This is a genomic window from Actinomadura oligospora ATCC 43269, from assembly GCF_000518265.1.
In the GTDB taxonomy this organism is placed as follows: domain Bacteria; phylum Actinomycetota; class Actinomycetes; order Streptosporangiales; family Streptosporangiaceae; genus Spirillospora; species Spirillospora oligospora.
The window spans coordinates 199,481-220,108 of the sequence record NZ_JADG01000013.1; the positions used below are offsets into that span (position 1 = coordinate 199,481).

Sequence of the window (20,628 nt, forward strand, 5' to 3'; positions counted from 1 at the left end):
ACATTCACGGCGCGCGCTCTGACGCGTCGTTCGCAGAAGGAACATTTCCATGTTCGCCTCATATGGCGTTGTTCTGCGTTCCCCTCGTGCCGCCCGAGTCTTCGGCGCGGCCCTGCTGGGACGCCTTTCCTACGGGACGGTCGGACTGTCCCTGACCCTGACCTTCGTCCAGACCACCGGCTCGTACGCACGCGCGGGTGCGATGGTCGCGTTGTTCGGCGGCACCAGCTCCCTGTTGACGCCTTGGCGTGCCAGCCTGGTGGACCGGTTCGGTCCGCGTGCCGCGCTCCGTCCCATGGCCGTTCTGTACGGGCTCGGGCTGGTCGGGCTCGCGGTCGCCGCCCACATGGGCTCGGTGCCCCTCTCGGGCGTGGTCGCGGTTCTGGCGGGGGCCTGCACGCCGCCGCTGGGCCCGGTGATGCGGGCGCTGTGGCCCGAGCTGGTGCCCGACCGGAGCCTGCTCCAGAGCGCCTACAGCCTGGACACGGTCTGCGAGCAGATCATCTTCACGGTGGGACCGCTGCTGGCCGGGCTGTTCGCCGTCCTGTCCAGCGCGACCGTCGGCCTGCTGGTGAGCGCCGGACTCGTGATCGTCGGGACGTTCGGCCTGACCACCGTCCGAAACACGATCACGCGTCCCGCCGAGGCGGTGTCGCCGGAGGGTTCGGAAAGCGCTGCGGGACGGCCTGAGGCCCCTGTTCCCGGTGCCTGGAGCGTGTTCGGACGGCTCTGGCCGACGTTGCTCGCCATGGCGGCGCTCGGGGCGGCCGAGAGCGGGCTCGCGCTGCTGAACGTCGCGTTCGCCGGGGCCGCCGGTGCGGCCTGGGCCGAGGCGGCGATGTCGGTGGCCGGGGTCGCCGGTGGGCTCGTCTATGGCGTCGTGACCTGGCGGATGGCTCCCGGGACGCGGCTGCCGCTGCTGTCCGTCCCGATCGCGCTGACGCTCGCGGCGGCGGGGCTGGCCCCCGGCGTCCCGGCGTTGATCGCGATCGTCGCGGTTTTCGGGCTGTTCATCGCGCCGACCCTGACGACGGGGTACCTGGTGGTCGAGAACGCGGCGCCGCCGCAGCGCCGGACGGCCGTCGCGTCCTGGGTGAACACCGCGTTCAACGCCGGGGCGTCCCTCGGGGCGGCGGGTGTCGGGGCGCTCACCGACCTGGTGTCGCTGCCGCTGTGCTTCGTGTTCGCGGCGGTGCCGGTGCTGGTGGCGTCCGGTGTGGGGCTCGCAGGGACGCGCCGGAGCGCGGCCGTCGGCGTCTCGGATCAGGAGTCGGCGTCGGCGGCGGAAGAGGCGCTCGCCGTCTGATACAGGTCCTTGACCTTGGAACCGAAGGTGACCGAGTAGGACACGTCCGGGGTGCTGCCCCCCTCCTCGTGCCCGCCGATCACGCCGACGAGGGTCTTCTCGTCGTCACCGGCGAGGAACGGGCCGCCGCTGGTGCCGTTAGGGAATCCGGCGCAGGTGAAGCGGAGCTGGGTCGCGCTGTACGGCTCGACCCGGTTCCGGCACGCCACCGGGCGCTCGACCGAGGACGGGTAGCCCACGACACGCGCCCGGCCGCTCACCGGGCCGTCCGCCTCCAGGGTCATCGCGCCCGCGACGTCCTGGACCCGCTTGTCACCGCCGCTGGCGTCCTTGACCTGGAGGAACGCGACGTCGGAGTCCTCGTCACCGGACGATGCCCACTCGGGCGGGTCGTAGAACGCGACCGCGCGCCAGACCCCGTAGGGCGTCTGGCCGTTGCGGTAGCCGGGCGCGAACGCCACCCCGAGGTCGCCGCGCCGGGAGCCGCCGCCCACGCAGTGCGCGGCGGTGACCAGCAGGTTCCGGCCGGGACTGTCCACGACGCTGGCGGTGCAGGTGTGGTCGGTCAGCTTGCCCGCGCTGTCCGTGGCGAACAGGGCCCCGACCGCGGGAAGGCCGTCGAACGTCCTGCTGGACGACTCGGGCGGCTTCACCGAACCGGCGGCGCCGTCGCTGACGGGAGGCCGCACCTCCCGCGCGGCCTCGGCGGCCCCGCCACCGGCGGACGGCGGCCACGACACGATCGCCAGGCCGGCCATGACCGCCGCGGCGGTCAGCACAGGGAAGGTCCGACGCGTCACTTGTCTACCGCGTGTCCGCCTGAACGACCCCATCCCGCCCTCCCGTAACGATCGTCCGCCCGTTCATCTCAGCTCGTGCCCGCCCGCTGATTGTGCCTATCGGCTTCTTGAGAGGTCCTGGGACGCTCCTGACACTTTCCTGAATGCCGCCCCACAATCGATCTACCTATGTCCGCGACGTTACGTTGTGCCTGGTCAACGGGATGGGGCAAGCCCGACGAATGCCATGACGCCCCCACCGCCCCCCATTGACATCCGCTCCCCGGCCCCCACCAGGCCCGGGACGACACACCGCACCAGCCAGGCCCGCGTGCCCGACCAGCCCGTCCCCCAAGCCCAGCGGGCCCGGGTGTCGCGTCGGGCGAGGCCCGGCAGGGCGGAGAGGGCGTCGTCAGGCGGGGCGGACGGCGGGGCGGGCGCGCGCCTGCCGAGCCGGTGAGGGTTCAGGAGGCGTGGGGGGTTCAGATGCCGCCTACCGGACGCGCGGTGCTCAAGGGGCCGTCCAAGGCCCCCTCAGGGAGGGGCGGGCAGAGAGGACCTCAAGGCGGCGTCAGGCGGGCAGGCGCAGGCCGTCAGACAGGCAAGGTGTCGGGCGGGGGGCTTGGGGGAGGGATGCCGGATTGGGTGGCGTCAGGCGGGGGTGGGTGGGGGAGTTGTGCCGAAGATCCAGGGGGCGAGGATGAGGATCCAGCCGTCCGGGTCGGTGAAGACGGCTGCTCCGTGGCGTTCCCAGTAAGGGTTCGCGGGTGCGACGGGCTGGTGGCCGCGGGCCGTCAGACGGGCGACGGCCGCGTCTCGTGCCTCGGGGCCGCGCAGGTACAGCACGAGTTGGTTCTCCGGATGCGGCTCCGGGATCACCGGCGGGGTGCCGTGCTGCGTGATCTCCATCTGGACGGGCGTCCCGGGCAGGCCGAAGACCACGCCGTCGTACCCGTCGTGATCGCGCCAGGCCGCCAGGACGGGCAGCTCCAGGTCGTCCCGGTAGAACGCCAGGACCTCGTCATAGCGCGCGGTCGGGCGTGCGAACCGCACCGCCCCGACGTCCAGGTGCGCGGGCCACGCCCCCTCACTCATGCCTGGGCGTCCCCGGCCGTCTTCCTCGCCTGCGGGTGGAGCCCCTGCCAGACCTGGGTGAGGGCCTCGGTGAAGGTGGAGGTCTCCTGGGCGCCGCTGATGCCGTACTTGCCGTCCAGGACGAAGAAGGGCACGCCGCGGACGCCGATGCGGGCCGCGGTCTGCTCGTCCTCGCGGACGGCGTCGGCGTAGGCGTCGCCCGCGAGGACGGAACGGACCTCGGCGGCGTCCAGCCCGACGCCGGTGGCGACCTCGGTCAGCGCGTCCGCGCCGAAGACGGAACCCTCGCCGCCGAAGTTCGCCCGGTACAGCGCGTGCCGGAGCTCGTCGCCGAGCCCGCGCTCGGCGGCGAGGTGCAGCAGGCGGTGCGCGTCGAAGGTGTTGCCGTTCGCGCGGTCCGACGTGTAGGGCAGGCCCTCGGCCTCGGCGAGTCCCGAGACCCGCGCCTCGGCCTCCTCGGCCTGCTCGCGCGACATGCCGTACTTGTCCATCAGCATCTCCAGCACGCGCCCGGACTCGGCGGGGGAGAGGTCCGGGGCGAGCTCGTAGGAGTGCTGGACGACCTCGATCTCGTCACGGTGTTCGAACCCGGCCAGCGCCGCGTCGAAGCGCGCCTGTCCGATGTAGCACCAGGGGCAGACGATGTCGGTCCAGATGTCGACGCGCACGGAGGGGCCCTTCAGCTTGGGAGAGGAGACTTACTCCAAGGGCAACACCTCCTCACCGCGCGGCATTTCCGCCGGTCGGACGGGCGGTCGGATCATGAGGCCCCCAAGGCCCGCTCCAGCGCGGCGTGGTCGTGGTAGTCGCGGCTGTAGACGATCAGCCCGTCCCGGACCCGCAGCACCTGGATGTTGCCCATCGCGAACCCGGCGCCCGTGGCGGTCAGCTCACCGGCGTAGCCGAACTCGGCGGCGATCACCTCGGGGTCGGACGTCTCGTGGACGACCACGTTCTCCACACGGAGCCGGAACGGCCCCTGGGCGGCCTTCGCGAAGTGCGCGGCGAGGGCGGCCCGGCCCTCGATGCGCGACGGGGCCAGGGGCATGACGAACGGCTGCTCGACCACCGCGTCCTCGGCGTAGAGGGCGGCCAGCTCGCCCCACCGGCCGTCGGAAATGCCCTGGGACAGGCGGTCGAAGGTCTCGCGCGGGGTCATGAGCGGGCTTCCATCGCCGCGCTGAACGCCCGGTGGTGGGCGTAGTCGCGCGCCTCGACGATCAGGCCGTCCCGGATGCGCATCACGAAGATGTTCGGGACGGTGAAGCGGGCTCCGGTGCCGGTGTTGCGGCCGTCGTAGGCGAACTCGGCGACGATCACCTCGGGATCGGACGTCTCGTGGACGACGACGTCGCGGACCGTCATCTCGAACGGCATGCCCGGCACCTGGGCGAAGTGCTCGCGCAGGGCCTCGCGGCCCTCGAACCGGGACTCCGGATGGGTGAACGGGTGGCTGACGACCGCGTCCTCGGCGTAGAGGAGGTGCAGGTCATCGACCTTCTTGGCGGCCAGGCTCTCGACCACCCGCAGGAAGACCTCTTTCGGGCTGGGCATGCTGCGCTCCCGTCGTAGAATCGGAGTGCTCACTCCGATTTCAAAATATGGAGTCATCACTCCGCTTGTCAATCCAGGAGGTGCGATGGGTGCCGAGCCCACGCCCGAAAAGCCCGCTGTCCCCGTGAAGCCGCTGCGTGCGGACGCCGCGCGCAACCGGGCGAAAGTGCTGGTCGCGGCCAGGGAGGTCTTCGCCGAGCGCGGTACCGGGGCGTCCACCGAGGAGGTCGCCCGGCGTGCCGGGGTCGGCATCGGCACGGTGTTCCGGCACTTCCCGACCAAGGAGTCGCTGCTGGAGGCCGTCCTCGGCGAGATCCTGGCCGGGTTCGCCGAGCAGGCGAGGCTCCGGACGGAGTCGCCCGACCCCGGCGGCGCGTTCTTCGACTTCTTCCAGCTCGTCGTGGGCGAATCGGCCACCAAGAACGCCGTCTCCGCCGAGCTGACCGGCGCGGGCATCGACCTTCACGCCAGTGGCGACGAGGTGAGGCAAGAGCTGCGGGGGGCGCTGGGTGTTCTGCTCGCGCGCGCACAGGAGGCCGGGGCCGTGCGCGCGGACGTCGGCCTCGGCGAGGTGATGGCCCTCCTCGCCGGGACGTCCCAGGCCACCGGGAACCTGGACGTCCTCATGCGCGGGCGCGTCCTCGACGTGGTCTTCGACGGCCTCCGCGGCCACTCCTCCTGAACGGCGACGAAGTCCTAGCCAGGGCGCCCGCGTCGAGCGGCGTGCCGTGTCAGGCGGCGATGCGGAGGTAGTGGGCCCAGTACCCGGCCCACGGACCGTACGGCTCGCCGAGTTTCCGTACGTCGGCGGCGGTGAGCGGACGGCCGTAGACGCGGGACGCGGCCGTGACGAACTGCTTCTCGTCCGGCACCTCGTCCATCCGGCCGAAGCCCCTGATCAGGATGAAGGCGGCCGACCAGGGGCCGATGCCGGGGAGGTTCAGCAGGACGTCCTTGGCCTCCTCGAAGGGGGCCGTGCGCAGGTGGTCCTCGTCGAGGTCGAGCCACGCGCGGACGGTGCCGTCCAGGTACTGGCCCTTGCGGAGGTTGCCGACGAGCTCGGCGATGCGTCCGGCGGGAAGGGAGGCCAGCTGCTCGACGTCCGGAAACGCCCGGTACGGGACGTCGTCGACGGTCAGGACGTTGTCGAAGGCCTCGGCGAGGGCCTGCTTCTCCTTCGCGGCGACGGGCAGCGCCGTGCGCTGCGACAGGATCGCCCAGACGGCGTTCTCCAGCGGCGTCGGGAACTTGACCTGGTGATAGCCGTGCAGCCGGTCGATCACCGGCGCGAAGCCGGGGTCGCGGCGGCCGATCTCGTAGAAGCCGCTGAGGTCGTCGTCCAGGCTGAGCCAGGACGTGATCTGCCGTCGCACCTCCGCGACCTCCTCGTTCGAAGGCGGCGGCCCGTCGAACCGCAGGTCGCAGCGCAGGCCTTCGCCGTCCGGCAGCGCCGTCAGCCGGACGGCGAACGTGCGCCCGCCCGCGCGCAGGGCCCGGGTGAGCGTCCCGCCGTCCACCCGCTGCTGCCCGGCGGCCGGCCGGAACCCGGACAGGAAGCGCAGCTGCGGCGCGAAGTCGAACGGCGGGACGGCCGGAAACGTGAACGTGGTCATGACGCCCTCTCTATGCCTGCGCGAAGATGATCTGCGTGCATCCTAAATCCGCGCTCTGACATTCCGGCCGCACGCGCCCCGGATCAGCTGGAGCGGGCCTGCCGGATCGGCCGGGGTGTCGGGGGATCAGCCGGGGAGGGCGTAGCGGCCGTCGTCGAGGGGGTCGACGAGGCCGTCCGAGATCAGGCCGTCGAGGGCGCGTTCGCGCTGGATGGCGTCCGACCACACCACGTCCAGGGCGGGCTTGCCGACCGGGCCGTGCGCGTCGCGCAGGACGGCGAGCAGGCGGCCACGGCACTGCCGGTCGGTGCCCGCATAGGACTGGCCGCGACGCGGCGGTCCGTCGTAGGCGGGACGGCCCCGCGCCTGCCACTCGCACCGGTCGAGGACCGGGCAGTCCACGCAGCGCGGCGAGCGGGCCGTGCAGACCAGCGCGCCCAGCTCCATGACCGCCACCGACCAGCGCGCGGCGGTCGGCGGGTCCAGGGGGAGCAGCGACTCGGCCGTCGTGACCTCGGCTCGGGTCTGCGACTTGGGCGGGTACTCGACGCCGTCGACCATCCGCGCCAGGACGCGCCGGACGTTGGTGTCCAGCACCGCGTGCCGCTGCCCGAAGGCGAAGCTCGCGACGGCCGCCGCCGTGTAGGAGCCGATTCCGGGCAGGTCGAGGAGGGCCTCGTGGGAGTCCGGGACCACGCCGCCGTGCCGGTCCACGATCGCCTGCGCCGCCGCGTGCAGCCGCAGCGCGCGGCGCGGGTAGCCGAGCCGTCCCCAGGCGCGCACGGCCTCCCCGGACGGCTCGGCCGCGAGCGCGGCGGGCGTCGGCCAGCGCTCCAGCCAGGTGTGCCAGACCGGGAGGACCCGGACCACCGGCGTCTGCTGCAACATGATCTCGCTGACCAGGACGCCCCAGGGGGTCGCGCCCGGCGCCCGCCAGGGCAGGTCCCGGGCGTTCGCGTCGTACCAGGCCAGGATCGGGTCGGTGAACTTCCGCATGACGAGGTGCATTGTGGCACGGCGGGTCGCCACGTCCCGGACGATCCCCATATGCATACTGTCCGCATGGACGCGGATACTGAACGTGATCCAGAGGAAGAGTGGGGGATCGACCAGTACTGGCGGCGGCGGGCGATCGCGCTCGCCGGCGTGCTGGGCATGGTCGGCCTGACCGCCTGGGCCTGCGGCGCGTTCGGCGGCGTGGGCGGCGGCGACACGAAGAAGCCGCCGCTGCAGAGCGTCGCCGGGGTCGGATCGGCGACGCCCTCGCCGTCCGCCACGCCCGGCGTGCCCGTCCCGGCGCCCACGGTCACCGTCACCACGACCTCCAAGGTCACCCTGCCCCCCAAGAAGCCCGCCCCGAAGGACGGCGACGCGTGCGCGCCGCGCGACGTGGTGGTGAACTTCGCCTCCAGCGGTGACAGCTTCACCGGTGACGCGCGGCCGTCGTTCCGCCTCACCGTGGTCAACACGGGGCAGCGCACCTGCCGCTACGACGTCGGGACGCGCAGCCTGGACGTCCGCATCACGTCCGGCTCGGACAGGGTGTGGTCGGCGTCGGTGTGCGACGGCGGGTCCGGGGCGTCCGTGCAGACGCTGCGGCGCGGCATTCCGTACGTGACCACGGTGACCTGGGACCGCAGGCGCTCCGGGGCCGACTGCTCGGGCAGGCGCGACAAGGCCCTGCCCGGCACCTACGTCGCGGCCCTGAAGGCCGACCAGGTCAAACCCCAGAAGCAGGTCTTCCACCTCCGCTGACGCCTGCCGGATTGGTCCTCTGGAACGGGACGCGGTTGGCCCTGTCCAGAGGACCGTCGCGACGGCAGGGTGGTCCCCCGACCATCACACCGGACGGGGGACCATGTACTTCCAGCACTCGCCGAACCTCTGGGCCGACCACCCTGACCTGGTCGCCGGGACCGTCGTCGTCGCGGACGGCATCACGCCGGACACCGACGTGAACGCCCGCGTCGCGGACCACACCGCCGTCGCCCTGGCCCGGCTCGCCGAAGCGGGCCAGGAGGCCGAACTCCCCGAGATCAGAGCCTGGCGGCGGACGTTCGCCGCGATGGGCCTCAAGCCGACGCAGTACCGGTGCGCGTCCGAGGCGCTGCTGCGGCGCGTCCGGAAAGAGGGTTCGCTGCCCGTCGTCCACCCGCTGGTGGACCTGTGCAACGCGGTGTCGGCGGCGTTCGCGATCCCGGTCGCCGCGCTCGACCTGGCGACCGTGACCGGTGGACTCACGGTCCGTCCGGCGGACGGCACGGAGGAGTACGAGACCTTCGGCGGCACGATCGAGCACCCCGCGCCGGGCGAGGTCACCTACGCCGACGAGGCGGGCCGTGCGCACGCCCGTCGCTGGACGAACCGCCAGAGCGGTCTTTCGGCCGTCCGCCCCGGGACGCGTTCGGTCCTGATCGTCGCCGAGGCCATGCACGAGACGGCGGTGTCGGACGTGCCGAAACTGGTCGCGACGCTCGCCGACGAGATCGCCGGCCTCTGGCCGGTGCGCCCGGCGACCGCCCGCGTCACCGCCTCCAGCCCGCGCCTCGACTTCTGACCCATGCCTCGGCCTCTTGGCCCGAGCGTCGACCACTGATCCGGTCGGGTCGCCTGGGCGGCCACCGCCAGGGCCCGGGCCGTGACCGTTCGCCCCGGCCGTTTGGGAGGCGGCCGGGGCGGGTGGTCAGACGTAGCGTTCGAGGATGGAGGACTCGGCGAGGCGGGACAGGCCCTCGCGGACGCTGCGGGCGCGGGACTCGCCGACGCCGCCGACGGCCTGCAGGTCGTCGATGGACGCGGCGAGCAGCTTCTGCAGGCCGCCGAAGTGCTCGACCAGGCGCTCCACGACCAGGCTCGGCAGCCGCGGCACCTTCGCCAGCAGCCGGTAGCCCTTCGGGGAGACGGGCAGGTCGAGTGCGTCCGGCCCGGCGAAGCCCATCACCTCGGCGACCGTGGTCAGGTCGAGCAACTCGTTCGCCGAGAGCACGTCGAGGTTCGCGAGCACCGTCTCGACCCCGACCGCGCGGGCCGTGGCGGACGGGTAGTCGCGGACGATCAGCTCGCGGTCGACGTCCACGCCGGAGACCAGCTCGTCGAGCTGGAGCGACAGCAGCCGCCCGTCGGTGCCGAGCTCGACGACGTAGCCCTCGATCTCGTCGGCGATCCGGCGGACCATCTCCAGCCGCTGCACCACCGCGGACACGTCCCGGACGGTGACCAGGTCCTCGATCTCGAGCGCGGAGAGCGTGCCGGACACCTCGTCCAGGCGCAGCTTGTAGCGTTCGAGTGTGGCGAGCGCCTGGTTCGCCTTGGACAGGATGGCCGCCGAGTCCTCCAGGACGTAGCGGACGCCGTCCAGGTAGAGCGCGATGATGTTCATCGACTGGCTCACCGAGATCACCGGACGGCCGGTCTGCCGCGCGACCCGTTCGGCCGTGCGGTGCCGGGTGCCGGACTCCTCGGTCGGGATCGTGGAGTCGGGCACGAGGTGAACGGCGGCGCGGACGATCCGGCCGCGGCTGTCGTCGATGACGATCGCACCGTCCATCTTGGCGAGCTCGCGCAGCCGGGTCGCGGAGAACTCCACGTCCAGCTCGAAGCCGCCGGTGCAGATCTCACTGACCTGCGCGTCGTAGCCGAGCACGATCAGCCCGCCGGTGTGGCCGCGCAGGATGCGCTCCAGACCGTCCCGGATCTGGGTGCCCGGGGCCACCGCGGCGAGCGTCGCGCGGCGTCGTTCGTCATGACCCTTGTCGATTGCTGGCACCTGGCCCCCGGAGGTCGCTTACCGGCGTCAGTTTACCGAGAGGGCCGGGCGGACGGCTCCTCCCCTGGTCGCAAGCGTGACGCGCACGGAACTGGTCGGCGGGGCGGACGGGTCAGGGGGCCGTGAAGGACACCTGGAGCGCCTGGGTCAGGCTGTCCACCTCCATCACCTTCATACCCTCGAAATCGCTGAGCAGGGGGTCGGCGCGCCTGAGCGGGGAGCCGTCGCCGAGCTCCAGCGACCCGCGCGGCACCACCGCGTGCTTGAACCCGAGCCGCGCGGCCTCGGCCAGCCGCCGCTGGACGCCCGGCACCACCCGCACCTCGCCCGCGAGCCCGACCTCGCCGAGCGCGACCAGCGTGGACGACAGCGACTGCTCGACGGTCGACCCGGCGACGGCGAGGGCCATCGCGAGGTCGACGGACGTCTCGGACAGCCGCACCCCGCCGACCGTGGAGACGTACACGTCCTGCTCGTGCATGGAGATCTTGCAGCGCTGCGCGAGGACGGCCAGCACCATCGCGACGCGCGAGGCGTCCAGCCCGGAGTGCGCGCGGCGCGGGGACGGCAGGTGCGACTTGGCGACCAGCGCCTGCACCTCGGCGACCAGCGGACGCCGTCCCTCGAGCGTGACCGTGACGCAGGTGCCGGGCACCGGCTCCTCGCGGCGGGTGAGGAACAGCCCGGACGGGTCGGGCAGGCCGACGAGGCCGACTTCGGACAGGTCGAAGCAGCCCAGCTCGTCGGTCGGGCCGTACCGGTTCTTGACGGCGCGGATCATGCGCAGGCGGCTGTGCCGGTCGCCCTCGAAGTACAGGACGACGTCGACGAGGTGCTCGAGCAGCCGGGGCCCGGCGATCGCGCCCTCCTTGGTGACGTGCCCGACCAGCACGACCGTGATGCCGCGCTCCTTGGCGACCCGGATCAGGTTGGCGGCGACCTCGCGGATCTGGGTGACGCCGCCGGGGGCGCCGTCCACCTCGGACGTCCCGATCGTCTGGATCGAGTCGACGACCAGCAGGACCGGCTCGACCGCGTCGATGTGCCCGAGGATCGCCGACAGCTCGGTCTCGGCGGCCAGGTACAGGTCGTCGGTGATCGCGCCGACCCGGTCGGCCCGCAGCCGCACCTGCTCGGCCGACTCCTCCCCGGTCACGTACAGGACGGGCGTCCGCTCACGCTTCCCATCGCCCGCCCCGTCGTCCGCGCCGCCTGTGGCTCCGGCTCGGACGGGGGCCAGCGGATCCTGCGCGGACCCCTGCCCCGTGCGGGCCTGCGGCGGGACGTTCGCGAGCGCCGGAGCGGACGCGAGCGCCGCGACCTCCAGCAGCAGCGTGGACTTGCCGATGCCGGGCTCGCCCGCCAGCAGCAGCACGGCCCCCGGCACGATGCCGCCGCCGAGCACCCGGTCGAGCTCGTCCAGCCCGGTGGGACGGGTGCGCGCGGACCGCACGTCCACCTGCCCGATCGGACGCGCCGGAGCCGACACCGGCCCGGCCGCGACGACCCGCGCGGGTGTGGCGGACGCCGCCTCGACGATCGTGCCCCACGCCTGGCACTCACCGCACCGTCCCACCCACTTGGACGTCTGCCACCCGCACTCGCCGCAGTGGTAGGCCGCCCGCGCGGTCTTCGCCTTCGCCATGCGCCGAAGCGTACGGCCCGCCACCGACAGAAAGCCCCGGCCCCCGTCCCGACCAGGTCAGATTTCGGTCACCTCGCGTGTCCGGCCGATGACCTTCCGCTCGCGAGCCCCTACCGTGACGTCCGGGAGCCCGGCCGCGAGCGCCGGCTCACGGATCCGCCGCGAAAGGACCCGGGGACATGCGCAGACTCGCGACCACACTCGCGCTGACGATGACCGCCGCCACGCCCCTGCCCGCCGTCGCCGCCGGACGGTCGACCGGCCTCCGGTACGCGGCGCTCGGCGACTCCTTCACCGCCGGCCCGCTGATCCCGAGGGCGCACGGCCTGCTCGGCTGCCTGCGCTCGGACCACAACTATCCGTCCCTGGTCGCCGCGTCCCTGAAGGCGACCCTCACGGACGTGAGCTGCACCGGCGCCGAGACCGTCGACATGACCCACCGGCAGCCGACCACGACCGGCGTCAACCCGCCCCAGATCGACTCGGTCACCCGCGACACCGACCTGGTGACCCTCGGCATCGGCGGCAACGACGTGGGCTTCACCAAGGTCCTCGTCGCCTGCGCCGCCGACAGCCTCCTGTCCCCGATGGGCGCGCCCTGCTCCACCCACTACGGCGCGACCCTCGACAAACGCATCAAGGACACCGCGCCGAAGATCGGGGACGTTCTCCGGCGGATCCACGCGCGCGCCCCGCACGCGCGCGTCCTGGTGGTCGGCTACATGCGCCTTCTGCCCGACGGCGTCGGCTGCTGGCCCAAGGTCCCGCTGTCCACCGGCGACGTCCCCTACCTGAACACGGCCGAGCGCCACCTGAACGCCATGCTCGCCGCCGCGGCCGCCGCCAACAACGCCACCTTCGTCGACACCTACAAGGGCACCGAGGGCCACGACGCCTGCGCGCCGTCCCGCTCCCGCTGGGTGGAGGGCCTCCTCCCGTCCCACAAGGCCGCCCCGGCCCACCCCAACAAGGCGGGCATGCGACACATCGCCACCCGCATCCGCTCAACCCTCGACGCCACCATCAACACCTGAGCGGCGTCGCCGGGACTCAGGGCGTGTCTCGAAGCCACCTGCCCTACTGCGCGACGCCCAGGCGCGCACCTCGTGGGGTTGTCGTCGGTCGACGGCCAAACCCGGGCCGACTCCCTCCTCCGCCCCCACGATGCACGCACCCGGACGCCGCTCGCCACGGACGCCGACTTCGAGACACGCCCTAGAGACCGAGGTTCTTGTGGGTTCGGGCTATGAGGTCGCCCAGGTGGTCGGAGACGGTGGCGGGGCGTTCGAGCATGGCCATGTGGCCGGCGTCGGCGAGGACTTCGAGGCGGGCGGTGGGGATGCGGGCCGCGAGGCGGAGGGTGTGGCCGACCGGGGTGAGGAGGTCGTGTTCGGCGCCGAGGACGAGGGTCTCGATCCGGCCGAGGTGGGCGCAGTCGGAGATGACGTCGTGGGTGATCATCGAGTGCAGGAAGTCGAGGACGGCCTCCATGCGGGTGTCGGCGGCCATCTGCTCGGCGAACGCGACGGCGGAGGGGCTGGCGTCCGGGCCGAAGGCGGCGTGGTCCTCGAAGAGCAGGACGCCGTCGCGGCCGAGGTGGCGGACCTTCTCGATGAGGGACGAGCCCACGCCGGCCAGGCGCAGGGTGCGGGGGAGGGTCCGCCGGGTCAGGCGGGCCGCCAGGGCGGGCAGGCCCAGGGTGATCTCGCCGAGGCCGCCGGACGAGGTGTTGCAGAGGGCGGCGGCGACGACGCGGTCGCCGAGCAGGTGGGGGTACTCGTCGGCGAGGCGCTGGATGGTCATGCCGCCCATGGAGTGGCCGACGAGGACGACCGGGGTGCCCGCCGGGACGGTCTGCTCGATCACGTCGGCGAGGTCGTGGGCGAGGCGGGGCAGGCCGTAGTCGTCGCGGGCGCCGCCGTCGGAGCGGCCGTGCCCGCGCTGGTCCCAGAACACCAGGCGGCCGAGGCCGCGCAGGGCGCGGCGCTGGAAGTGCCAGGAGTCCTGGGAGAGGGTCCAGCCGTGCGAGAAGACGATCGCGAGGTCCGTGCGGTCCTCGCCGTCCACCTCGGCGTACAGGCGGGTGCCGTCGGACGCGCGGACCGGGGTGGGACGGCCGCGCAGGGAGCCGAACGGCTCGGCGGCGTGCGGGTCGGGACGGTCGCGGAGGCGGCGGACGGCGCGGCGCTGCGCGGCGATCCCGGCTCCGCCGAGGAGCACGGCCGAGCCCGCGCCGACGGCGGTCGCGGTGAGGGTGGTGCTGACGGCGCTGCGCATCGGTCTCCCTGGGGCCGGAGGGGCGGCGGGCGGGAGCAATTGTTGTACAGGCCGTCCAGTAGACGGAAGGGGTTGTGACCTACCAGTCAGTTGTGCGCCACCAGAGGTTGACGGCGTAGTCCACCGTGAGGCCCTCGTGCTCGCGCTCGAAGGCGGCGGCGAGCCTCTCGGGGAACTCGATCCGCAGGACGGCCGCGAGGTCGGCGCGGCTCTGGAACTCCCAGCGGATCATGAGCGGCTCCCGCTGGAATCCCCGGCGCGTCCAGAAGCGCTCGACGCCGGACGGGTCGTACGACGGCAGCCCGCGCCGGAACCAGCCGCCGAAGGTGGAGCGGGTGGCGTCGTTGTCCACGATGAAGATCGTCCCGCCGCGCCGGACGACCCGCTCCAGCTCCGCCAGGCCCGGTTCGCAGCCCGGCCCGAAGAAGTAGGCCCAGCGGACGTGGACGACGTCGACCGACGCGTCCGGCAGGGGCAGGGCCTGGGCCGCGCCCACCCGGACGGTCACGTTGGCGAGGTCCTGGACGCGGCGGCGGGCCGCGGCGGCGAGACCCGCGTGCGGCTCGACGCCCACCACCCGGGACGCCTCGACGGCGAACCGGGGCAGGTGGAAGCCGGTGCCGCAGCCGAGATCGAGGACGGTGCGGCCCGCCCACGGGGCGATCTTCCGCATCGACGCCTCGATCAGGCCGTCCGGGTCGACGGCGCGGTTCTCGATCTCGTAGACCGAGGGGGAGTTCCAGATGTTGGGACTGGGCACGGCGCCCGGTGCGATCTCGACCACGCAGCAGAGGGTAGTCGGGCGCTGAGGTCGGGAAACGCCGGGCGCGCGGCACCGGGGGGTTGAGGGCGGGGCGCTGGCGCATAGGCTTGCGACGAACGCACCCGGCGGCGCCGACGTCGCCCGCCGGCCGGGAGACCGTGCGAACCGAGACGGCGAGGGAGCCTTGACCCCGCAGCACAACGGCACCGCAGCTCCGGCGATCCGCGTGCCGGACGCGCCGATCACGCTGTCCACCGCGTCGGTGTATCCGGAGAAGGCGCCGAGCGCCTTCGAGATCGCCGCCCTGCTCGGGTACGACGGCGTGGAGGTCATGGTCTCCACCGACGCGTCCTCGCAGGATCTCAACGTCCTGCGCCGCCTGTCGGAGTACCACCAGGTGCCGATCAGGTCGATCCACGCGCCCTGCCTGCTGCTCACCCAGCGGGTCTGGGGCCGTGAGCCGTGGGGCAAGCTCGTCCGGTCCAAGGAGGTCGCCGAGCAGCTCGGGGCCGACGTCGTGGTCGTCCACCCGCCGTTCCGCTGGCAGCGCGAGTACGCGCGCGACTTCATCGACGGAATCACCCGCATGCAGGACGAGACGGACGTCCACTTCGCGGTCGAGAACATGTTCCCGCTGAAGGCGCGGGGCGCCGAGGCGGGCCTGTACGCGCCCGACTGGAACCCCGTCGACCAGCCGTACCCGCACGTCACGCTCGATCTCTCGCACACGGCGGTGTCCAAGTCGGACGCGCTCGACATGGCCGTCCAGCTCGGCGACCGGCTCCGGCACGTCCACCTGGCCGACGGCCTCGGCGTCACCAACAAGGACGAGCACCTCGTCCCGGGACGCGGCAACCAGCCCTGCGGCCCGGTCCTGGAGAAGCTGGCCGAGGACGGCTTCGGCGGTCAGATCGTCCTGGAGGTCAACACGCGCCGCGCGTCCAGCCGCGCCGAGCGCATGGAGGACCTGGCCGAGGCGCTCGCCTTCGCCCGCCTGCACCTCGCCGCCGCCCACCGCACCTGGGAGGTCAGCGCCAGCGGCGAGGTCTCCCGCCGGGCGGGCGGCCGATGACCGACGGCTCCTCGGCCTCCCCGACCTCCTCGGCCTCGTCGGTCGAGGCGTCCGGGGCGGGGCGGCGCGCGCCGGGGCGTCCCACCGGACGGACCGACACGCGCGAGCAGATCCTCGCCGCCGCCCGCGACATGTTCGCCGAGAAGGGGTTCGACGGCGCGTCGCTGCGCGCCATCGCGCGTGCGGCGGGGGTCGACCCGGCGCTCGTCCACCACTATTTCGGCAGCAAGGAGGGCGTGTTCGTCGCGGCGATGCGCTTCCCGGTGAACCCGGCCGAGCTGCTCCCGAAGGTCATGGCCGGTGATCCGGACCGGCTCGGCGAGCAGTTCGCCCGCGAATTCATAGCGATCTGGGAGGACCCGGACAAGCGCGCCCCGATCGTGGCGATGCTCCGCAGCGCGATGACCAACGAGCGGGCCGCCACGCTGATGCGCGAGTTCGTCACCTCGGCGCTGCTGGACCGGGTCGCCGCCGCCCGCGAGGTCCCCCTGCTGCGGCTGCAGGCCGCGGTCGGCCAGCTGGTCGGCGTGATGATCGTCCGGCACGTGATCCGGGTGGAGCCGCTGGCCTCCGCCTCCCCGGAGGAGCTGGTCGACCTGGTCGCCCCGACCCTCCAGCGCTACCTCGACGGCTGACCTCCCGGCCCGCCCTCTCCTCGCCGACGTCCGACGCCCGGCCCCCGATGCCTGGCAACCGGCCCCCCGACGCCCGTCCGGATTCCGGCGGGCGTCCCCCCGTGGTTCTTGACCTCGGCGCGGCGCGGACGTAAATTCAACACATGATGAGTTCTGTGCCGGCCGTCGAGGTCGCGGGCCTCCGGGTCGTCCGCGGCGGCAAGACCGTGCTCCGCGACCTGTCGTTCGAGGCGCCGCGCGGATCGGTCCTCGGCCTCGTCGGGCCGAGCGGATGCGGCAAGACCACGCTGATGCGCTGCCTGGTCGGCGTCCAGATCGTCCAGGCGGGGACGGTCAGGGTGCTCGGCGAGCCCGCCGGGTCCCGGGGACTGCGGCGGCGGGTCGGGTACTCGACGCAGATCCCGGCCGTCTACGCCGACCTGTCCGTCCGGGAGAACATGCGGTACTTCGGCGCGGTGCTCGGCGCGCCGCGCACCGACGCCGACCGCGTCATCGAGGAGGTCGGCCTCGGCGGGAGCCGTGACCAGGTGGTCGGGACGCTGTCCGGAGGCCAGCTGAACCGCGCGAACCTGGCCGCCGCGCTGCTCGGCGACCCCGAGCTCCTGGTCCTGGACGAGCCGACCGTCGGCCTCGACCCCGTCCTGCGCGAGGAGCTGTGGGCGCTGTTCCGCGAGCTCTCCGGGCGCGGGACGACGCTGGTGGTGTCCAGCCACGTCATGGACGAGGCGGGCCGCACCGACCGGCTCCTGCTCATGCGCGAGGGCGAGATCCTCGCGGACGCCACGCCCCGCGAGCTGACCGAGCGCACCGGGGCGGCCGACCTGGACGCCGCGTTCCTGCACCTGATCCACGAGCGAGCGGAGAGCCCGGCATGAGTTCCGGCATGAGTCCCGTCCTGAGCCCGGCGATCACCGTGGCCACCACCCGGCGCATCCTCGCCCAGCTCAGGCACGACCACCGCACCCTCGGCCTGCTGATCGGCGTGCCCAGCGTGCTGATGATCCTGCTCCGGTACGTGTTCGACGAACCGGCGCTCTTCGACCGGATCGGGCCGATGCTGCTCGGCCTGTTCCCGTTCATCATCATGTTCGTGGTGACCTCGGTCGGCACCCTGCGCGAGCGCACCGGCGGCACGCTCGAACGCCTGATGACCACGCCCACCGGCAAGCTGGACTTCCTGCTCGGCTACGCCCTCGCGTTCGGCCTGCTGTCGCTGGCGCAGGTCGGCGTCGTCCTGGTGATCTCGCTGTCCTGGCTCGGTCTCGACCTCCAGGGCTCGGTCTGGTCGCTGGTGCTGGTCGCCGTCCTGGACGCGCTGCTCGGCATGGCCACCGGCCTGTTCGCCAGCGCCTTCGCGCGGACCGAGTTCCAGGCCGTCCAGTTCATGCCCGCGTTCGTCCTGCCGCAGGTGCTGCTGTGCGGGTTGCTGATCCCGCGCGACAGCATGGCGACCTGGCTGCGGGTGATCTCGGACGTCCTGCCGCTGTCCTACGCGGTGGACGCCATGCAGCGGGTGTCGCGCGAGCCGTCCTTCTCCGGCGCGCTCCTCCGGGACGTCCTGGTGATCGCCGCCTTCACCCTCGGTTCCCTGGCGCTCGGCGCGGCCACCCTGCGCCGCCGCACCGGCTGACCTGCGAGACTCGCGGAACGGGGTCGTGATCGTTCCGCGATGGTGGGTATGACCTTGGACGACGCGGGACGTGGAAGACGCCGTCCCGCTCATCCGGAAGGACAGACCCGTGCTCCGTCAGGCTCTGCTGGCCGCCTCGCGCAGCCGCGCCGCGCGCAAGCTCATGGAGACCGCGCCCGGCAGCCGCCGCGTCGTGCGGCGCTTCGTCGCGGGCGAGACGACCGACGACGCGCTGCGCGTCACCGCCGAACTCGCCGAGGAGGGCCTTCTGGTCAGCCTGGACGCGCTGGGCGAGGACACCCTCGACACCGACCGGGCCGACGCGAACGTCGACGACTACGCCGAGCTGCTCGTCCGGATCGGCCAGGAGGGGCTCGCCGACAGCGCCGAGGTGTCCCTCAAGCTCAGCGCCGTCGGCCTGGCCCTGGACGAGTCGCTCGCCCTGGCCAACGCCCGCCGGGTCTGCGCCGCCGCCAGCGACGCGGGCACGACCGTCACGCTCGACATGGAGGAGTACGAGACGGTCGACGTGACCCTGCGCATCCTCGCCGAGCTGCGGCGCGAGTACCCGGAGACGGGCGTCGCGATCCAGTCCTACCTGCGGCGCGCCGAGGAGCACTGCGCCGAGCTGGCCCACGAGGGCTCGCGCGTCCGGCTGTGCAAGGGGGCCTACAGCGCGCCGGAGTCGGTGGCGTTCACCGACACGGTCGAGATCGACAAGTCGTTCGTCCGGTGCATGCGGGTGCTGATGGCGGGCCAGGGCTACCCGATGCTCGCCACCCACGACCCGCGGCTGATCGAGATCGCGGGCGCGCTCGCCGCGCTGCACGACCGGGACGAGTCCGGCTTCGAGTACCAGATGCTCTACGGGATCCGGCCGCAGGAGCAGCGGCGGCTGGCGGACGAGGGCGCGCGGGTCCGCGTCTACACGGCATTCGGCCGCGAGTGGTACGCCTACTTCATGCGCCGCCTCGCCGAGAAGCCCGCCAACCTGGGCTTCCTCTTCCGGTCCATGGCCGGACGATCCTGACCGGCGGCCCGCCCGGCGCCCCGCCCAGGGTTCGACCTGTGCCCGTCCCCGGTCCCGACCGGCGGCCGTCGGGGGCCTGACGGCGCTCGCTACGCTGGGACGCGTTCCCCGACGTCCCATGGCTAGGTGTGCACAATGATCGCGATTCTCGGTGCGGGCAAGATGGGCGAGGCGCTGCTGTCCGGCGTCCTGCGGGCCGGGCGCCGGCCGTCCGAGCTGAGGGCCACCGCCCGCCGCGAGGAGCGCGCCGCGCTGCTGCGCGAGCGGTACGGCGTCGAGACGGTCTCCAACCGGGAGGCCGCCAAGACCGCGGACGTGCTCGTCCTCGCGGTGAAGCCGCAGGACATGGGCGCCCTGCTGGACGAGATCGGGCCGCACGTCCCGGCCGGGACGCTGGTGATCTCGATGGCGGCGGGCATCACGTCGGGGTACGTCGAGGAGCGGCTGGGCGAGGGCGTCCCGGTCGTCCGGGTCATGTCGAACACCCCCGTCCACGTGGACGAGGCGATGAGCGTGATCTCGCCCGGCTCGCACGCGGGGGAGACCCACCTCAAGCTCGCCGAGGAGCTGCTCAGCCCGGTCGGCAAGGTGCTGCGCATCCCCGAGTCCCTCCAGGACGGCGCGACCGCCCTGTCCGGCAGCGGCCCGGCCTACTTCTACTACCTGGTCGAGGCCATGGTGGACGCGGGCATCCTGCTCGGCATGCCGCGCGCCGCGGCGCTGGAGATGGTGATCCAGTCGGCCGTCGGCGCGGCGATCATGCTGCGCGACTCCGGCGAGCACCCCGTCCTGCTGCGTGAGGCCGTGACCTCGCCGGGCGGGACGACCATCGCCGCGATCCGGGAACTGGAGAAGCACGGCGTCCGGGCGGCCGTCCTCGAGGCGATCGAGGCGGCCCGCAACCGCGGTCGCGAGCTGGCCGCGGGCTGACCGCCGGTCCACGGGTTCCTTTGTCGTTCTCGCGGGATTGAGCCGAACGACCTCTTCTTCCGTGTAAAGGGCATGGGACTTGTGCTTCGCGTACTCGTGGCCGCCGGGCTCGCCGTGGACGCGGTGGTGCACTGGCGGTTCGCGCCGCAGATGAAATACGTGCCGGGCGGAACGATCCACGCCGACACGATCTTCTACGTCCAGGCCGTCGTGGCCGGGACCGCCGGACTGCTCGTCCTGGCGCACGCGCGTCGCTGGACGTACGCCCTCGCCCTGTTCGTCGCGGCGAGCGCGATCGGCGCGCTCCTCCTCTATTTCTCCGTGGACGTCGGCACGCTCGGACCGATCCCGAACATGCACGATCCGGTCTGGTACGCCCAGAAGACGCAGTCGGTCGCCGGCGAGGGCGTGGCCGCGCTCGCCGCGCTGGCCGGGCTGCTGACCGTCGGCCGGCGGGAGCGCCCGGCCGTGGAACGCCGCGTGCCCGAGCGCGTCCGCTGACCCCGGGGGCGCCTCGGGCACCCGGCACACCC

The 20,628-nt window shown here is 72.9% G+C and carries 23 protein-coding genes; 12 read left to right on the forward strand and 11 right to left on the reverse strand.

What is annotated here, in order from left to right:
* Positions 1-49 precede the first annotated feature (49 nt).
* Entirely contained in the window at positions 50-1,306 is a 1,257-nt protein-coding gene (locus P696_RS47435; protein WP_034486307.1) for an MFS transporter, read from the forward strand.
* Here P696_RS47435 and P696_RS47440 read toward each other — a convergent pair.
* The 5 genes from P696_RS47440 to P696_RS52840 all read right to left on the reverse strand — a co-directional run bounded on the left by P696_RS47440 (position 1,264) and on the right by P696_RS52840 (position 4,734).
* Positions 1,264-2,106 (reverse strand): trypsin-like serine peptidase, encoded by an 843-nt coding sequence (locus P696_RS47440; RefSeq protein WP_170026557.1) that lies wholly within the window; start codon positions 2,104-2,106, stop codon positions 1,264-1,266. The genes P696_RS47435 and P696_RS47440 overlap by 43 nt on opposite strands.
* 630 nt (positions 2,107-2,736) lie before the next feature.
* Positions 2,737-3,180 (reverse strand): VOC family protein, encoded by a 444-nt coding sequence (locus P696_RS0122945; RefSeq protein ID WP_026414176.1) that lies wholly within the window; start codon positions 3,178-3,180, stop codon positions 2,737-2,739.
* Positions 3,177-3,848 carry a DsbA family oxidoreductase gene (locus P696_RS47445; protein ID WP_051468019.1) on the reverse strand — a complete coding sequence of 224 codons (672 nt, stop codon included), beginning with the start codon at positions 3,846-3,848 and terminating at the stop codon, positions 3,177-3,179. Before P696_RS47445 ends, P696_RS0122945 begins: the two co-directional genes overlap by 4 nt.
* Before the next feature lie 92 nt (positions 3,849-3,940).
* A complete protein-coding gene (locus tag P696_RS52835; protein WP_051468020.1) occupies positions 3,941-4,339 on the reverse strand; it encodes a nuclear transport factor 2 family protein in 399 nt (132 codons plus the stop codon).
* Positions 4,336-4,734, reverse strand: a complete 399-nt coding sequence (locus P696_RS52840; RefSeq protein WP_051468021.1) for a nuclear transport factor 2 family protein — start codon at positions 4,732-4,734, stop codon at positions 4,336-4,338. Before P696_RS52840 ends, P696_RS52835 begins: the two co-directional genes overlap by 4 nt.
* 85 nt (positions 4,735-4,819) lie before the next feature.
* On the opposite strand from P696_RS52840, the gene P696_RS0122960 reads away from it, so the two are divergent.
* Complete coding sequence (locus tag P696_RS0122960) at positions 4,820-5,416, forward strand: TetR/AcrR family transcriptional regulator (protein WP_051468022.1); 597 nt, start codon at positions 4,820-4,822, stop codon at positions 5,414-5,416.
* A 49-nt stretch (positions 5,417-5,465) separates the two neighbouring features.
* Here the strand turns inward: P696_RS0122960 and P696_RS0122965 are convergent, their stop codons facing one another.
* The gene (locus P696_RS0122965; RefSeq protein ID WP_026414178.1) at positions 5,466-6,347 is read right to left on the reverse strand and encodes a DNA-3-methyladenine glycosylase family protein; all 882 of its coding nucleotides are present in this window, start codon (positions 6,345-6,347) and stop codon (positions 5,466-5,468) included.
* A 126-nt stretch (positions 6,348-6,473) separates the two neighbouring features.
* Positions 6,474-7,343 carry an HhH-GPD family protein gene (locus P696_RS0122970; RefSeq protein WP_034486469.1) on the reverse strand — a complete coding sequence of 290 codons (870 nt, stop codon included), beginning with the start codon at positions 7,341-7,343 and terminating at the stop codon, positions 6,474-6,476.
* Positions 7,344-7,409: 66 nt separating this feature from the next.
* Here P696_RS0122970 and P696_RS0122975 point away from each other — a divergent pair, with 66 nt between their 5' ends.
* Together P696_RS0122975 and P696_RS0122980 are read left to right on the forward strand one after the other, a co-directional pair.
* Complete coding sequence (locus tag P696_RS0122975) at positions 7,410-8,102, forward strand: hypothetical protein (protein ID WP_026414180.1); 693 nt, start codon at positions 7,410-7,412, stop codon at positions 8,100-8,102.
* Positions 8,103-8,205: 103 nt separating this feature from the next.
* On the forward strand, positions 8,206-8,904 hold the full coding sequence (locus tag P696_RS0122980) for a B3/B4 domain-containing protein (RefSeq protein ID WP_026414181.1): 699 nt from the start codon (positions 8,206-8,208) through the stop codon (positions 8,902-8,904).
* A gap of 126 nt (positions 8,905-9,030) precedes the next feature.
* Here the strand turns inward: P696_RS0122980 and disA are convergent, their stop codons facing one another.
* Both disA and radA read right to left on the reverse strand, forming a co-directional pair.
* On the reverse strand, positions 9,031-10,113 hold the full coding sequence (disA, locus tag P696_RS0122985; RefSeq protein ID WP_026414182.1) for a DNA integrity scanning diadenylate cyclase DisA: 1,083 nt from the start codon (positions 10,111-10,113) through the stop codon (positions 9,031-9,033).
* Between the two features lie 112 nt (positions 10,114-10,225).
* The gene (gene radA / locus P696_RS0122990; protein ID WP_026414183.1) at positions 10,226-11,758 is read right to left on the reverse strand and encodes a DNA repair protein RadA; all 1,533 of its coding nucleotides are present in this window, start codon (positions 11,756-11,758) and stop codon (positions 10,226-10,228) included.
* 179 nt (positions 11,759-11,937) lie between these two features.
* On the opposite strand from radA, the gene P696_RS0122995 reads away from it, so the two are divergent.
* Positions 11,938-12,792 carry an SGNH/GDSL hydrolase family protein gene (locus P696_RS0122995; RefSeq protein WP_026414184.1) on the forward strand — a complete coding sequence of 285 codons (855 nt, stop codon included), beginning with the start codon at positions 11,938-11,940 and terminating at the stop codon, positions 12,790-12,792.
* A gap of 181 nt (positions 12,793-12,973) precedes the next feature.
* On the opposite strand, the gene P696_RS0123000 is transcribed toward P696_RS0122995, so the two are convergent.
* Together P696_RS0123000 and P696_RS0123005 are read right to left on the reverse strand one after the other, a co-directional pair.
* Complete coding sequence (locus tag P696_RS0123000; RefSeq protein WP_026414185.1) at positions 12,974-14,035, reverse strand: alpha/beta fold hydrolase; 1,062 nt, start codon at positions 14,033-14,035, stop codon at positions 12,974-12,976.
* Positions 14,036-14,114: 79 nt separating this feature from the next.
* Positions 14,115-14,819: a class I SAM-dependent methyltransferase gene (locus P696_RS0123005; RefSeq protein WP_026414186.1), complete on the reverse strand. Its 705-nt coding sequence runs from the start codon at positions 14,817-14,819 to the stop codon at positions 14,115-14,117.
* A 163-nt stretch (positions 14,820-14,982) separates the two neighbouring features.
* Between P696_RS0123005 and P696_RS0123010 the strand changes: the two genes are divergently transcribed.
* The 7 genes from P696_RS0123010 to P696_RS47455 all read left to right on the forward strand — a co-directional run bounded on the left by P696_RS0123010 (position 14,983) and on the right by P696_RS47455 (position 20,596).
* Positions 14,983-15,870 carry a sugar phosphate isomerase/epimerase family protein gene (locus P696_RS0123010; protein WP_026414187.1) on the forward strand — a complete coding sequence of 296 codons (888 nt, stop codon included), beginning with the start codon at positions 14,983-14,985 and terminating at the stop codon, positions 15,868-15,870.
* Positions 15,867-16,505, forward strand: a complete 639-nt coding sequence (locus tag P696_RS0123015) for a TetR/AcrR family transcriptional regulator (RefSeq protein WP_026414188.1) — start codon at positions 15,867-15,869, stop codon at positions 16,503-16,505. Before P696_RS0123010 ends, P696_RS0123015 begins: the two co-directional genes overlap by 4 nt.
* A 143-nt stretch (positions 16,506-16,648) precedes the next feature.
* Entirely contained in the window at positions 16,649-17,380 is a 732-nt protein-coding gene (locus P696_RS0123020) for an ABC transporter ATP-binding protein (protein WP_026414189.1), read from the forward strand.
* The gene (locus tag P696_RS0123025) at positions 17,377-18,135 is read left to right on the forward strand and encodes an ABC transporter permease (protein ID WP_245627776.1); all 759 of its coding nucleotides are present in this window, start codon (positions 17,377-17,379) and stop codon (positions 18,133-18,135) included. The genes P696_RS0123020 and P696_RS0123025 overlap by 4 nt, the downstream gene beginning before the upstream one ends.
* A gap of 109 nt (positions 18,136-18,244) precedes the next feature.
* Entirely contained in the window at positions 18,245-19,165 is a 921-nt protein-coding gene (locus tag P696_RS0123030) for a proline dehydrogenase family protein (protein WP_026414191.1), read from the forward strand.
* Between the two features lie 135 nt (positions 19,166-19,300).
* Positions 19,301-20,095 carry a pyrroline-5-carboxylate reductase gene (gene proC, locus P696_RS0123035; RefSeq protein WP_026414192.1) on the forward strand — a complete coding sequence of 265 codons (795 nt, stop codon included), beginning with the start codon at positions 19,301-19,303 and terminating at the stop codon, positions 20,093-20,095.
* Between the two features lie 72 nt (positions 20,096-20,167).
* Complete coding sequence (locus P696_RS47455) at positions 20,168-20,596, forward strand: hypothetical protein (RefSeq protein WP_034486309.1); 429 nt, start codon at positions 20,168-20,170, stop codon at positions 20,594-20,596.
* Positions 20,597-20,628: the final 32 nt, after the last annotated feature.

What these genes read in the sequence shown, in the direction of transcription:
- P696_RS0122995 (WP_026414184.1), top strand. Translation starts at nt 11,938, where the DNA reads ATGCGCAGACTCGCGACCACACTCGCGCTGACGATGACCGCCGCCACG.
- P696_RS0123000 (WP_026414185.1), bottom strand. Translation starts at nt 14,035, where the DNA reads ATGCGCAGCGCCGTCAGCACCACCCTCACCGCGACCGCCGTCGGCGCG.
- P696_RS47455 (WP_034486309.1), top strand. Translation starts at nt 20,168, where the DNA reads ATGGGACTTGTGCTTCGCGTACTCGTGGCCGCCGGGCTCGCCGTGGAC.
- proC (WP_026414192.1), top strand. Translation starts at nt 19,301, where the DNA reads ATGATCGCGATTCTCGGTGCGGGCAAGATGGGCGAGGCGCTGCTGTCC.
- P696_RS0122945 (WP_026414176.1), bottom strand. Translation starts at nt 3,180, where the DNA reads ATGAGTGAGGGGGCGTGGCCCGCGCACCTGGACGTCGGGGCGGTGCGG.
- P696_RS0122980 (WP_026414181.1), top strand. Translation starts at nt 8,206, where the DNA reads ATGTACTTCCAGCACTCGCCGAACCTCTGGGCCGACCACCCTGACCTG.
- P696_RS0122960 (WP_051468022.1), top strand. Translation starts at nt 4,820, where the DNA reads ATGGGTGCCGAGCCCACGCCCGAAAAGCCCGCTGTCCCCGTGAAGCCG.
- P696_RS0123015 (WP_026414188.1), top strand. Translation starts at nt 15,867, where the DNA reads ATGACCGACGGCTCCTCGGCCTCCCCGACCTCCTCGGCCTCGTCGGTC.
- P696_RS47435 (WP_034486307.1), top strand. Translation starts at nt 50, where the DNA reads ATGTTCGCCTCATATGGCGTTGTTCTGCGTTCCCCTCGTGCCGCCCGA.
- P696_RS0122970 (WP_034486469.1), bottom strand. Translation starts at nt 7,343, where the DNA reads ATGCGGAAGTTCACCGACCCGATCCTGGCCTGGTACGACGCGAACGCC.
- P696_RS52840 (WP_051468021.1), bottom strand. Translation starts at nt 4,734, where the DNA reads ATGCCCAGCCCGAAAGAGGTCTTCCTGCGGGTGGTCGAGAGCCTGGCC.
- radA (WP_026414183.1), bottom strand. Translation starts at nt 11,758, where the DNA reads ATGGCGAAGGCGAAGACCGCGCGGGCGGCCTACCACTGCGGCGAGTGC.
- P696_RS0122965 (WP_026414178.1), bottom strand. Translation starts at nt 6,347, where the DNA reads ATGACCACGTTCACGTTTCCGGCCGTCCCGCCGTTCGACTTCGCGCCG.
- P696_RS0122975 (WP_026414180.1), top strand. Translation starts at nt 7,410, where the DNA reads ATGGACGCGGATACTGAACGTGATCCAGAGGAAGAGTGGGGGATCGAC.
- P696_RS52835 (WP_051468020.1), bottom strand. Translation starts at nt 4,339, where the DNA reads ATGACCCCGCGCGAGACCTTCGACCGCCTGTCCCAGGGCATTTCCGAC.
- P696_RS0123025 (WP_245627776.1), top strand. Translation starts at nt 17,377, where the DNA reads ATGAGTTCCGGCATGAGTCCCGTCCTGAGCCCGGCGATCACCGTGGCC.
- P696_RS0123020 (WP_026414189.1), top strand. Translation starts at nt 16,649, where the DNA reads ATGATGAGTTCTGTGCCGGCCGTCGAGGTCGCGGGCCTCCGGGTCGTC.